Raw genomic sequence first — 13,113 nt, forward strand, 5'->3', positions numbered from 1 at the left:
AAAGCTTATGGATTTGCAACTTAGGGGCAAAGTAGCCTTGGTAACAGCTGCAAGTAAAGGACTAGGCAAAGCTACAGCACGGCAATTTGCCCTTGAGGGTGCAAAAGTCGTCATCTGCGCCCGTAGTCAATTAATTGACAAAGCTGCTGCGGAAATTGAGAACGAAACAGGCGCACAAGTGCTATCTCTGCGTGCAGATGTTACCCAACAAGCAGATATTGAACGGGTAATTAATGCCACAGTCGAGAAATTTGGTGGTTTGGATATTCTTGTGACTAATGCAGGCGGGCCACCATCAGGTACTTTTGATGACACTGATTTAACAGCTTGGGAAAACGCTATCAACTTAAATCTGCTGAGTGCGGTGTCTTTGGTGAAGTCTGCTTTACCTTACTTACGTCAATCTCTCGCACCAGCAATTCTGACAATTACTTCCACTTCCACTAAACAACCCGTGAAAAATCTGGTGTTATCAAACTCCATCCGGTTAGCAGTGATTGGGTTAACAAAAACTCTCAGCCAAGAATTAGGCAAAGATAACATCCGTGTCAACAGCATTTTACCGGGATGGACATACACTGAACGAGTAGATGAATTAATTAACGCTCGGATAGCTAAAAGTGGCAACACAAAAGCCGAAGAAATCGCCAGTATTGATACAGCTATCCCATTGGGTAGAATGGGAACACCAGCAGAGTTTGCCAATGTTGCCGTTTTTTTGTGTTCACCCGCCGCCTCGTATGTCAATGGCGTGATGCTACAGGTCGATGGCGGACACAATGCAGGTACATTTTAAATAATAAATTAGCTATTAGTTATTAGCGATCGCCAAACCAATCACTAATAACTAATGACTAATTCTAATTATTACCTGTTAAGGCGGGTAAATTCTTCACTTAAACAAGAAACTATTTGTTTTTGTTATTTTTGTTCTTGTGGCTTTGCCGTCCGGCTTCAGCGTGTTGCTCGCTGCTACCGCCTTGAGTACCTTTTGATTCATTATTGGTATCTTCGTCATCGTTATCGCTTGCTTTCTTGCGACCGCCACCGTGAGAGTTTTTACCACCTTCACGACCGATTTCAGCCATATGTTCTCTATCTTGGCTGACAGTTTCGCCACCTTTGCGTCCAGCTTCACGAGCTTCTTCAGAGGTAAACTCATGGGCTGTACCTTTTTCGTGAGCAGCGTGTCCGCCTTTGCTGGCGATTTCGCGTTGCTTATCTTCGTCCATAGAGGCAAAACCGCGTTTACTTGTGTCTGACATGATATCGCTCCTTGTTATGAACTATAGTTTTTGACTTTGGCAGTCAGTAAAAACTTTTAATTGATTCACGTTCTCAATTTAGCCATCCAGATCAGTTGCTTTCATTGGCCATAGGAGAGAATCATGTCAAAAAAAAACCCAACCTCCGATATATAACCTAAGTTAATATACACAAAAATAACTAAAACATTGATTTAATTCTTAACTAATAAAAATTCCAAAAATATAATAGTGCTAACTAAACAAGCAGTAAGGCAAAATTATCAGCGATCGCTATTAATTAATTTACTGTCTGATTACACACATAAATTTGGTAATTTTGCTTAATAATTAAAATTTCGTTACAAACTTAAATTTTGTGGCTGGACATAGCAGCAGACCAATCGGTACCATAGATAACTCGATAATTAGGCAACTTTTGCTTCATATGTCTTTACAAAATCAGCTGTGGCGTTATGAGTCACTAGAGTAAATACGTTGCTTTAATGTTGCCTATTTATAAGGAAACAGAGAAATTCCGCAAATTGGAATTTTTCAAAGTGCCTATTACATTGTTTAAAGTTATGTAGCCTTTTACTTACGGCGGATGAGCCACTGCGGTAAACTATGCCTTGATTATGATTCTTTCGCAGAGAAGAGAACTCGAAAGGAGCCTTTTTTCAATGTCTCATACCGTAAAAATCTACGATACCTGTATTGGCTGCACCCAGTGCGTTCGTGCTTGCCCCACTGACGTACTAGAGATGGTACCCTGGGACGGCTGTAAAGCTGCTCAGATTGCCTCTTCACCCCGCACAGAAGACTGCGTGGGCTGTAAGCGGTGTGAAACTGCTTGCCCCACCGACTTCTTGAGCATCCGGGTTTACCTGGGTGCTGAAACAACCCGTAGCATGGGTCTAGCTTATTGAGGAATTTGCTCTAAATTCCTCATTAGACTCATAATTAAGCCTCTCAATAGCAAGCTTCTTTAGCATCGTAGGGTGGGTACTGCCCACCTTACCAGGAGAGTTTTAAGCGTAAAACTTCAAAAAGAATAAAAATCTTTAGTGGCAGAAGGAGCAACTTGCTCCTTTTTTTTATCAAAACCTACCTCTACTCCCTGATACTGCTACACCCTTTTTGCCAACAACTATACTGGATTTAATAATCCTGATACCAAAATGGTGTGAGCAATGTGTGGAATCGTTGGGTATATCGGCACTCAAGCTGCAACAGAAATTTTACTGTCTGGTTTGGAAAAACTAGAGTATAGAGGCTACGATTCTGCGGGAATCGCCACAATTTGGGAAGGAGAAGTTAATTGTGTCAGGGCTAAAGGAAAACTGCATAACCTGCGTTCTAAACTCGAACAGCTAGAAAACCCTGCCCAAATAGGCATTGGTCATACTCGCTGGGCTACTCATGGTAAACCAGAAGAGTACAATGCCCATCCACACATGGATACAGCACTACGTATTGCGGTAGTTCAAAATGGCATTGTGGAAAACTACCGCGAGTTACGCGAAGAATTAAAACAAAAAGGACATAAGTTTCGTTCCGAAACTGATACAGAAGTAATTCCGCATTTAATTGCTGAATTGTTAAAAAATCCTTCGTTAAATTTTTTAGAAGCAGTTCGTCAAGCTGCTAATAAACTAGAAGGTGCATTTGCGATCGCAGCTATTTGTGCTGACTATCCTGATGAATTAATTGTTGTCCGTCAACAAGCACCCTTAGTAATTGGCTTTGGACAGGGTGAATTTTTCTGTGCTTCCGATACCCCGGCGATCGTTGCTTATACCCGTGCAGTCCTACCCCTAGAAAACGGTGAAATTGCTCGTCTCACACCATTAGGTGTGGAAATTTATAACTTTGCTGGCGAAAGGTTGAAAAAACATCCCCGTTTGCTCAACTTGAGTCCCACGATGGTAGAAAAACAGGGATTCAAACACTTCATGCTCAAAGAAATTTACGAGCAACCAGGAGTGGTGAGAGCTAATTTAGAAGCTTACTTTCATAATTCTGGCGATGCTTCACCTGTTAACCTTGGCTTATCTGAATCACTTTACGCAGATTTAGAACAAATTCACATCGTCGCCTGTGGTACAAGTTGGCACGCTGCCTTAGTTGGCAAACACTTATTAGAACAATTAGCAGGAATTCCGACTCAGGTACACTACGCGTCTGAGTATCGCTATGCACCATCACCTTTGACAGCTAATACATTAATTATTGGTGTTACTCAATCAGGTGAAACTGCCGATACCTTAGCAGCTTTAGCAATGGAAAAAGAACGCCGCCAAGGTCAAGAAGCGAAATATCAAGCGCGACTGTTAGGTATTACCAACCGCCCAGAAAGCAGCCTTGGTCATATGGTTCCCCATATTATCAGTACCTTAGCAGGGATAGAAATTGGTGTAGCAGCAACGAAGACATTTATTGCTCAATTAATGGCGTTTTATGCTTTAGCGTTAGATTTAGCTTATCGCCGTCAAACAGTTTCACAAGAAACTATAGAGAAAATTATTCATGGATTGCGCCACATTCCTCAAGAAATTGAAGAAACATTGGCAAGCCAGGAAAATTTAACCGAACACCTAGCGCACGAATTTGCTGATACTCAAGACTTCATCTTTTTGGGTAGAGGAATTAACTTCCCCATTGCTTTAGAAGGGGCTTTGAAATTAAAAGAAATTAGTTACATTCACGCCGAAGGTTATCCGGCTGGGGAAATGAAACACGGCCCCATTGCACTGTTAGATGCGAAAGTTCCGGTGGTGGCGATCGCAGTTCCTGGTAGTGTCTATGAAAAGGTAATTTCTAACTCTCAAGAAGCCAAAGCCAGAGATTCGCGGTTAATTGGTGTTACGCCTGTGAAAGACGGCGAAGCAGCAGAAATTTTTAACGACTTGCTCCCTGTTTCATCAGTAGATGAATTACTATCACCCATCCTTACAGTTGTACCTTTGCAACTATTGGCTTATCACATTGCCGCCCGTCGCGGTTTAGATGTTGACCAGCCTCGGAACTTAGCAAAATCGGTGACTGTTGAGTAAAAAGTTACTAACTAATAAGTAACATTGTACAACAATAAAAAAGTCGTATAACAAATAAAAAAGTTATACAATATATAAAAAAGTTGTACAATTTATCCTGTAGGTGTATCTGCAAGCATCTACAGGAGTTTTTATGGCTAAAAGCAAACAAGATTGGACGCAAGCCAAGTTTGAGCGTTATTGTAAGGAAGGCCGAGGTCAGGGTAGTGGCAAAGGCTATAAGCCGTGGATAAAGATTCAGGACTTTCCCTCAAGGGGTCGTGTCTCCAGACCAGCAGGTTGGAAAACAAACCGAGAACATCATCTTTTTTCCGATAACGAGAAGCGACTGTTTTATGTATTTGAGTGGTCAGATGCGATCATAGATATAAGAGAACAGTTTCCTCTAATTGAGCTTGACTTAGCAATGAGTATCGCGGATGAAATGGGTATTAACTATCCCAAAGACCCGCAAAGCAATACGCCCCGTGTTTTAACTACCGATTTTATGCTTTCTGTCAAGCAAGATAAGAATATAGTTCAGAAAGCACGAACATTTAAACTAACCAAGGATTTGGGAAGTAAGTCGGTAGCTGAAAATTTTGAATTAGAAAAACGTTACTTTGCTGCCAAAGGTATTGATTGGGGAATAATCACGGAAAAAGAAGTCCCTAAGCAATTAGCTGAGAATGTTGAATGGATTCATACTGCTTATAAATTAGAAGGAAATGCAGATATAAATATTGAAGAATTACGTAACATCGCAAATATTTTAAAGTTTAGACTTCAGGAAAGTGATGCAAGTATCAATAAAATAACGACGGATTTAGACAAGGATATGAATATGGAGTCTGGCACGTCTCTTTATCTTTTTAGACACCTTATTGCTCGGAAAGAAATCATTATGGATATGCTGGCAACTAAAATATCTAGTTGTCCCTCTTCTAAAGAAATTCAAAAAATAATTTTTTAGAAGATAGGACGAGGTACTTTGTATGATTCATGATTTGTTTGTAAATGACCTGATTGAATGGATTGATGAATCAGGCAATAATTTTATAGAACGAGTTCTCTGGATTGATGAAGGATATATTATTGCTTTTGTTTATGATATAAACGCTAAAACAGGATTTCCAGAGGCTAAAAAAGTTTCAGAGATTAGAGAGGCTATTTCTGATGGTCATGCCTTGAAGCTTAAATCAGACCCGTGGGCAAGAATAGTAAGAGATGAAGATTTATCACCAAAGGAAAAAAAACTTAGAGATAGGGCTTGGCAAATAATTTCATTTATCGTTACTCAAGAACCCTCAATATACTATCGGGACTATAGAGGTACTTTAGTTCAACAGGTTCTCGAAAAATATAATGCAGGTAGAACTGAAGGTGAATTAGTACCAATAACTGTTTATAAATATTTAAGAAGATTTTGGCAGAGGGGTAAAAATAAGAATGCTCTCTTGCCTGATTATGCAAATTCTGGTGGTAAAGGAAAGCCTAAAATTTCTGGAGATAAGAAAAGGGGAAGACCAAGAAAATACGCACAAGTTCCAGAAATTGGTATTGGAAGAAATGTTACAGAAGAAGATAAAAGAATATTTAGATTTGCAATTGCTAAATTCTATAATAATTCCAAAAAAAATTTTTTAACAACTGCTTATGATTTAATGATTAAGGAATATTACTCTGAAGATTTTTATTACGATGAAAATGGAGTAAAGAAATGTATTTTAATTCCTCCAGATAAACGACCTACATTTACCCAATTTAAATACTGGTACGAAGTAGAGCAAACTGATATTAGAAAAACTATTATATCTCGTAAGGGTTCGAGAAAATATGCTTTAGAAAATCGAGCCATTACCGGAACTTCTCAAATGGAAACTATTGGGCCAGGGTCTAGATATCAAATTGATGCTACGATCGCAGACGTATATTTAGTATCTATTTACAACCCCAACTGGATTATTGGTAGACCTGTTATATATGTGGTGATTGATGTTTTTAGTCGCATGATAACAGGGGTTTACGTTGGATTAGAAGGGCCATCTTGGACAGGAGCAATGATGGCTTTAGCCAATGCAGCCGCAGATAAGGTGAAGTTTTGCCAAGAATATGGTATTGAGATTTCTGAAGATGAGTGGCCATGCAGGCATATTCCTGATGCCATTTTGGGAGACCGAGGTGAATTAGCAGGGATGAATGTAGAAACATTAATCCCTAATTTAGATGTTCGTATTGAAAATGCTGCTCCCTATCGAGCAGATTGGAAAGGATTAGTAGAAAGACAATTTCGTACTATTCATGGGTATGTAAAACCATTTGTTCCTGGTTATATAGATACTGACTTTAGACAGAGGGGAGGACATGATTATCGCCTTGACGGTAGGCTTAACATAAATGAATTTACTAAAATAGTTATATTTTTGATTCTCCAGCATAATAATCATGATTATTTAAATAATTATGCTAGAGATGAAATGATGATTACTGATGATGTTAATCCTATACCTAGAGAATTGTGGCAATGGGGAATTGCTAATCGTTCCGGTAGACTGAGAACATTTCCAGAAGATATTGTGAAGCTGAATTTAATGCCAACCGGAAAAGCAACAGTTACCGCTCGTGGTATTAAATTTAAAGGAATGTACTACACTTGCGAGAAGGCAAGGAAAGAATTTTGGTTTGAAAAATCTAGAAGTAGTTTATTATCTAAATCCGAGAAATCGTTGGATATATCATATGATATTCGACAGCCGAACTTTATTTATTTACGTTCTCCAAACGGTAGAGATTTTGAAAAATGTTGGCTTTTGGAATCACAACAAAGATATTTAGATAAAAACTTTTATGACATTGATTACTTATTAGCATATGAAAAATTGCAAAGTCAAAAAAATCAAGGTACTCGATTACAAGCAAAAGCTGATTTGATAGCAAATATAGAAAGTATAGTTAGTCAGGCTAAAGAAGAGACTAAAGCAGTTTTAGATGATACTCTAAGTGATAGACAAAAGGTTAGTGGTATTCGACAAAATAGAGCAGATGAAAAAAATAATCGACGTAAAAATGAATCATTTGAACTAACAAAAGCAGAAACTCCCAATGCTGATAATGCTAAGAATCAGATAAGCACTCAAACTGAAGATTCAGAGGATTCAAAACTATTACAGCCTGATCATATGGATTTACTCAAACGGAAAAGAAAGGAGCGTAAACGTGGGCAGGAATGAGAAAAAAGTTGTTAGTATTCCTAATGGAGAATTAGCAGTTATTGCCAGATATATAGATCAAAAACTTCCAGAATACAACACTAATCCATTAATTCAGGCATTACCTCCTATCTTATCAGCAGAAGAATTTATTGATAAAGTAACGAGAACACCAGATTTTGATGAACAAGAGAGGGAGCTAGAAGCGCATTATAGGTTTCATTGCATTGAGAGGCTATCTAGATACTTTGATCCTCAAAATAAAACGGTTGAACTACAGAAGGTTATTTGTGCATTAATTATGACGGGCTATTTAGCTCGGAATATTTTGAAACCTGAATATGCAAGTCGTTCTAGGCAAATCTATAACGCAATCAAAGATGGCGGAGGTAAAAACTTAGAAAACTATGTTAATCTTCCTACATCTGCTTCTGGTTTAACCCTAATTGGCCCATCAGGGATGGGAAAATCTACAAATTTCCAAAATATTCTTAATCTTTATCCTCAAGTAATTCTTCATCCTGAGTATAGTGTTTACCAAATCGTTTGGTTGAAGGTTGACTGCCCTCATGCGGGTTCTTTGAAGGGTCTGTGTACTGATATTTTTCTTGCTGTTGACAGGCTATTAGGTACTAACTACTTTAAAAAATTTGGTTCCTCGCGCAACTCTGAAGATTATATGTTGGCTCAAGTTGCCCAAATTGCCCATACTCATCATTTAGGGGTTTTAGTTATAGATGAAATGCAGAATCTAGTTACAGCAAGAAGAAGTAGCTCAGATATGTTGAACTTTTTAGTAAAAATGGACAATACTGTAGGGATTCCAGTAATTCGAGTTGGTACAAACGAGGCTTTTCCTATTCTTCAAGGAAATTTTAGAAATGCTAGGAGAGGTACAGGAGAAGGTAGTGTAATTTGGGACAGAATGGTAAATGATGATGAATGGTATTTCTTCATGGAAGGAATGTGGGATTACCAATGGACAAAAACACCTGTCCCTTTCTCCGATGAAATAAACGAAGTTTTTTACGACGAAAGCCAGGGAATCATTGATATTGCTGTTAAACTTTACAAAATGGTGCAATGGAGAGCGATTTCAATTGGTGGTAAAGAAATTATTACTACTGAGCTAATTCGCCGAGCAGCTAAAGACGGGCTATATTTAGTCAAGCCAATGCTAGATGCAATTAGGTCAGGGGACAAGGAATGGATGATTAAGTATAAAGATATTGCTGATCTCGATACGACAGAATATCACAATAAATGTCTATCTGAGCTTGAGTCTAACGATTTGAAAGATATTCGCAGATTAGCTAGAAAGCAACAGAATCAGCAGAAAGTACTCGCCGAAGCTCAATCATGTAATTCTTGAGCTTTTGAACTTGGAAGTAGAACCTGCTAAAGCAAAGGAATGTGCAGAACAAATTTTTTATAGTGATGAAGATGCAGATATTCCATCTTTAGTTAAGAAGGCATATGCTCTCGCTTTGCAAGGGGGTCAAGTAAATGAGAGCCTTACTAAAACAAGTATCAAGAAAGCTAAATCAAAGCCAAAGTACCAAGAGAATGATATTCGACGAATTGTCGAGAATGCAAAGAAAGAGAAAAAATCGGCATATGAGGATTTGAAATTAGCAGGTATAATCAAAAACCCAGTTGAAGATTTTATAAATATTTAAATGCTCAATGCTTAGTTTTTTCCCAACTCTGTATCCCGATGAACTGTTATATAGCACTTTAGCTAGATACCACATTCGGAGTGGAAATAAAAGTTTCAAGCAAACTGACTTAGAGCTATTTGGTTACAGTTCTCAACAAATATGCAAAATTACTTTAACTAATAATTTAAATTATTTAGTAAAAAACTTCCCTTTACGCTCCCAGCAAAAAGTTGAAAACTTACTACAAAATCATACACTATATCCCTTTTATGCAACTTTTTTAATGCCACAGGAGGCTTGGCTACTAAAGAATTCAATGAGTAAAAAACTCAGTGGCTCTATACTAGATGTTGCTAAAGTTGCTACTAATTCTAGTAGTGATTCAAAAAAATTTTAAAAATTTTGTCCTGACTGTTTAGAAAAAGATACCCAAAAGTATGGTGAACCATACTGGCATAGAATACATCAAGTTCCTGGCATTTTAGTTTGTCCAATTCATAGTGTCCTTTTACAGGATAGTTGTGTACAAGTTGAATCGAAAGGCATATATTATCATGCTGCCAGCATAGATAATTGCTTATTAACAAATAATGTAAAAAATTTGACAAATAACACTGTAACAACACTTTTAACACTGGCAAATGATATTAATTGGCTAATTCATTGCAATTTTGCCTTTCAAGGTTTGGCTTGGCTTCGCGCTCAGTACCAGCGTTACTTAGTGGATAAAGGATTGCTAAAAATCTCTCTTGGTGGCAAGTTTAACTTTGATGAGTATGGTTTTGCCCAGCTTATATTTGAGTTTTATGGTCAAGAATCCTTAGATGTCCTCAATCCAAAGTTGGCCCAAAATCAAGGTAAATATTTTTCTCACTGCTTGTTTGGATGCGACCTAAACCCAGCAATTGACCGCATAACTCATATCTTAATGATAAAATTTTTAGCAGATTCTATAGAAGAGTTTTTTCAGTCATGATCTTCATTTAAAAGTTTTAAAGAAATTAATAAAAAGCAATAATAACTAATCAAAATTATTGTTGTTGGTTATTATTTTAAATATTTTCAGATTAGTGAATCAGGTAATCTAAGTAATACGGTAGTTATTCAATACCTGTTTGCATCTGCTTAGATCTGTCATATAAAAATGATTGTTGATAGGAATTTACTTACGCAGACTCCCTCAGAAACATCTTCAAAGCCAAAAGAGCTTTTAATGTCTCAGTTTCCATATATAGATTTAACTTTTAGCCTTATTGGTGAGACATTACCTTTTGACCACGGCTATGAATTATTTTCTGCGATCGCCCACTTTGAACCAAAACTTCATAAATTAGACACAATGGGAATTCATACCATTGCAGGTATTCCCAAGAATGGGGTGATTAATCTGACCCAAAATTCTAGGCTTCGTATTCGGATACCAGTAAATCAGGTACGTTTGGTTTACCCATTAGCAGGCAAATCCTTGAGAATTGGCAAGCATACAATTCGTTTAGGTATTCCTGACATATGTTTGCTTCAACCTGCGGAGCAATTGCGATCGCGCATCGTAATCATCAGGGGCTATGCAGAGCCGACGGGGTTTTTAGCAGTAGCAAAACGCCAGCTTGAAAAACTTGGAATCCAAGGAATGGCTGCTATCCAGCAAAAAGCTGACGGTAGAGTAAAACATAGAACTATCAAAGTTCACGATTCTACGCTTGTCGGCTTTTCGCTCAATGTGACAAATCTCAGTGATGAGGATTCGCTGGTATTGCAGATGTACGGCATTGGGGGTAAGCGCAAAATGGGTTGTGGATTGTTTGTACCTATGCAAGAACAGCTAACTAACAATTAAAAATCCCTGCAATATGCCAAGGATTGCTAGTCAGGTCACTCCGAAAATTCATCTAACCATAACTCAGCCCACCACAACTTTATTGCATCGTGCAGGGATGGCTGGGCTTTGGATGACACTCAAGCAACTGGAAAACTTGGGTGTAAAGGTTTTTCCTGGAGTCAAGGAAACAGTACAAAATTTAAAGAAGGTTATAGCTAAAGATTTGATGTTATCAAGGAAGCGTTCTTGAAATGACAAGAGTAGCATTGAAAGTTGAGGTTCCCATAGCTTCCTTTCGTAAGTCTCGCGCTAGGGAATACATCGAAACTTACCCCGTACCACCACCATCAACAGTGTACGGAATGTTACTGTCTCTTATTGGGGAGGTTGATAGATATAAGCATTGTGGGGTGAAACTGGCGATCGCACTTCTATCTGAACCAGAAAAGTCAACTGTCATTCGCTCTATTCACCGATTTAAAACGAAGAATATCTGTGACCCTAAAAATAATAAACCTGATTACCAGGAGTTACTAACTAATATTGAGTTTGTGGTTTGGGTGGATACTGGCGTAGATACAGCTAAACCAAATTTAGTGCAACGTTTACAACAAGCATTTACTAACCCAACTTCTGTTCATCGTTTTGGTGGACTGTGTTTAGGTGAAAGCCGGGACTTGGTGAATGATATTACTCTTTTACCTGAAAATTACTGTGCAGAATCAATGCGATGGTTAATTCGTGATGAATATGGGTTACTCACTTTACCTTACTGGGTAGACCATGTAGGTTCAAGAGGAACACGATGGCTGCGTTACGAGATTCAGGAATGTCAAGTATTTCAACCACCAGAATTATCTTGGACTTTGGTTCAAAGTGATTAGAGGTATCTTAACTTTTGCAAGCACCTCTGCTTGGGAAATTTAAATGCTATCAAAAGTAGTTTTACTTTCTTATTTTACGAGCCTTTTAGGGATTTTATATGCTTCCAAGGTGCTTGCAACTTCCTAGAATGCTTTAAATATAAGGGTTAGCAGTTTTAACAACTTCGTTTTTGCTGTGAATAGCTATTAATTTTTGCAACTTGGCTAACCTTAAATAGTAGATGCTTGTAAAATTCATGTAGAGCTTAGGCAAGTCAATAAATATGGCTATCGCTGTGCTTTAGCATTAGATGTCGTTAGGCGTTGAGCAGGTTACTTTGCAAGCGCAAGACCCGCCTCCCACGAATTAGTGCTTTAGCATTAGATGTCGTTAGGCGTTGAGCAGGGCGTAGTTAAGCTAATGGCTTTTGATGAAGATTGTGCTTTAGCATTAGATGTCGTTAGGCGTTGAGCAGTTGCCTTGAATTACAGTAAAGTTTGCACCTACAGCCGTGCTTTAGCATTAGATGTCGTTAGGCGTTGAGCAGCTTGATGGAGACAAATCATTAATAGTAAAGTTGGGTGCTTTACCATTAGATGTCGTTAGGCGTTGAGCAGGTAGAGATAGTGCCGTTATTCGTACATCCAGATTTGGGATTTGTCATGAAATGTCTTTAGGCGTTATTGGCTTAGATATAAATAAGTTTTCTCTGAAGACAAGATTAGCGATCTTGAGTATCTTCATTCCGGTAAATTTTGGCGATTATTTTTTCCCATTGCTCAATTTGGTTCTGTAGTTGTAATCGCCGATCGCTCAAATCTTGACTATCATCAACAGACACATCCTGACCGCTTAATCGTTCATGATAAATAGCAATCAGTTCGGTTAGGGCTTTTTTATTGCTTGCTGATCCTCCTGGGTCAGAGAACTCACATTGACTGGAATCAGCTTTCTGCCAATTCTCTCCACAAATTCAGACCGACTTAAATCCATGCTGTCGGCGATCACATCTAATCCTTCAATCCCGGTAGGAGTTAGGGCTAGGTTAACTCGTTTCTTCACCTCATCGTACAGTTCTGGTACGTCTTTTTGACCTTTTTGCCCTTTCTTACCCATTGCTGTCTAGTTTTTACATCCCTCCCAATCATAGTAAACACATTCAGCACTTTAAGTTAAACATTACAGCAGTTTCCTGTGTTATGAGGTACAGTAACAGCAATTAGTAAACCAGTTTCTTAAATGTTGAGGATTCATTAAGTTGAGTGCAACTGAGATAACTGT

13 protein-coding genes, 1 pseudogene and 1 CRISPR repeat array are annotated in these 13,113 nt (G+C 38.2%); of the genes and pseudogenes, 12 read left to right on the forward strand and 2 right to left on the reverse strand.

The genetic code is table 11. The features are described 5' to 3' along the window. The first annotated feature begins 7 nt into the window (after positions 1-7). The gene (locus H6G76_RS28545; protein WP_190708639.1) at positions 8-796 is read left to right on the forward strand and encodes an SDR family oxidoreductase; all 789 of its coding nucleotides are present in this window, start codon (positions 8-10) and stop codon (positions 794-796) included. 112 nt (positions 797-908) lie between these two features. Here H6G76_RS28545 and H6G76_RS28550 read toward each other — a convergent pair whose 3' ends face one another. After that, positions 909-1,265 carry a KGG domain-containing protein gene (locus H6G76_RS28550; protein WP_190708641.1) on the reverse strand — a complete coding sequence of 119 codons (357 nt, stop codon included), beginning with the start codon at positions 1,263-1,265 and terminating at the stop codon, positions 909-911. Positions 1,266-1,927: 662 nt separating this feature from the next. On the opposite strand from H6G76_RS28550, the gene psaC reads away from it, so the two are divergent. The 11 genes and pseudogenes from psaC to cas5 all read left to right on the forward strand — a co-directional run bounded on the left by psaC (position 1,928) and on the right by cas5 (position 11,852). Further along, the gene (gene psaC / locus H6G76_RS28555; RefSeq protein ID WP_012411495.1) at positions 1,928-2,173 is read left to right on the forward strand and encodes a photosystem I iron-sulfur center protein PsaC; all 246 of its coding nucleotides are present in this window, start codon (positions 1,928-1,930) and stop codon (positions 2,171-2,173) included. A 264-nt stretch (positions 2,174-2,437) separates the two neighbouring features. Then, positions 2,438-4,300, forward strand: coding sequence for a glutamine--fructose-6-phosphate transaminase (isomerizing) (gene glmS, locus H6G76_RS28560; protein ID WP_190708643.1), 1,863 nt, complete (start codon positions 2,438-2,440; stop codon positions 4,298-4,300). A gap of 133 nt (positions 4,301-4,433) precedes the next feature. Next, positions 4,434-5,252, forward strand: a complete 819-nt coding sequence (locus H6G76_RS28565) for a TnsA endonuclease C-terminal domain-containing protein (RefSeq protein ID WP_190708645.1) — start codon at positions 4,434-4,436, stop codon at positions 5,250-5,252. Between the two features lie 22 nt (positions 5,253-5,274). Then, positions 5,275-7,509 (forward strand): Mu transposase C-terminal domain-containing protein, encoded by a 2,235-nt coding sequence (locus H6G76_RS28570; RefSeq protein WP_190708646.1) that lies wholly within the window; start codon positions 5,275-5,277, stop codon positions 7,507-7,509. Continuing rightward, positions 7,496-8,860: an ATP-binding protein gene (locus H6G76_RS37340; RefSeq protein WP_313934848.1), complete on the forward strand. Its 1,365-nt coding sequence runs from the start codon at positions 7,496-7,498 to the stop codon at positions 8,858-8,860. Before H6G76_RS28570 ends, H6G76_RS37340 begins: the two co-directional genes overlap by 14 nt. A gap of 10 nt (positions 8,861-8,870) precedes the next feature. Continuing rightward, positions 8,871-9,167, forward strand: coding sequence for a hypothetical protein (locus tag H6G76_RS37345; RefSeq protein ID WP_242056549.1), 297 nt, complete (start codon positions 8,871-8,873; stop codon positions 9,165-9,167). Between the two features lie 7 nt (positions 9,168-9,174). Beyond that, a pseudogene (locus tag H6G76_RS28580) lies at positions 9,175-9,648 on the forward strand (TniQ family protein); the annotation flags it as partial. Between the two features lie 102 nt (positions 9,649-9,750). After that, positions 9,751-10,125, forward strand: a complete 375-nt coding sequence (locus H6G76_RS28590; RefSeq protein ID WP_190708650.1) for a TnsD family Tn7-like transposition protein — start codon at positions 9,751-9,753, stop codon at positions 10,123-10,125. 237 nt (positions 10,126-10,362) lie between these two features. Continuing rightward, complete coding sequence (gene cas6 / locus H6G76_RS28595; RefSeq protein ID WP_190708652.1) at positions 10,363-10,986, forward strand: type I-MYXAN CRISPR-associated protein Cas6/Cmx6; 624 nt, start codon at positions 10,363-10,365, stop codon at positions 10,984-10,986. A gap of 13 nt (positions 10,987-10,999) precedes the next feature. Next, positions 11,000-11,218: a hypothetical protein gene (locus H6G76_RS28600; protein WP_190708654.1), complete on the forward strand. Its 219-nt coding sequence runs from the start codon at positions 11,000-11,002 to the stop codon at positions 11,216-11,218. A gap of 1 nt (position 11,219) precedes the next feature. Continuing rightward, a complete protein-coding gene (cas5, locus tag H6G76_RS28605) occupies positions 11,220-11,852 on the forward strand; it encodes a type I-MYXAN CRISPR-associated protein Cas5/Cmx5/DevS (protein WP_190708656.1) in 633 nt (210 codons plus the stop codon). Between the two features lie 275 nt (positions 11,853-12,127). After that, positions 12,128-12,449: direct repeats of the CRISPR family, unit length 36 nt; unit sequence GTGCTTTAGCATTAGATGTCGTTAGGCGTTGAGCAG. A gap of 268 nt (positions 12,450-12,717) precedes the next feature. On the opposite strand, the gene H6G76_RS28610 is transcribed toward cas5, so the two are convergent. Then, positions 12,718-12,948: a hypothetical protein gene (locus H6G76_RS28610; protein WP_190708658.1), complete on the reverse strand. Its 231-nt coding sequence runs from the start codon at positions 12,946-12,948 to the stop codon at positions 12,718-12,720. Positions 12,949-13,113: the final 165 nt, after the last annotated feature.

Origin of the sequence: Nostoc sp. FACHB-152, from assembly GCF_014697475.1 — a bacterium.
Classification (GTDB): domain Bacteria; phylum Cyanobacteriota; class Cyanobacteriia; order Cyanobacteriales; family Nostocaceae; genus Nostoc_B.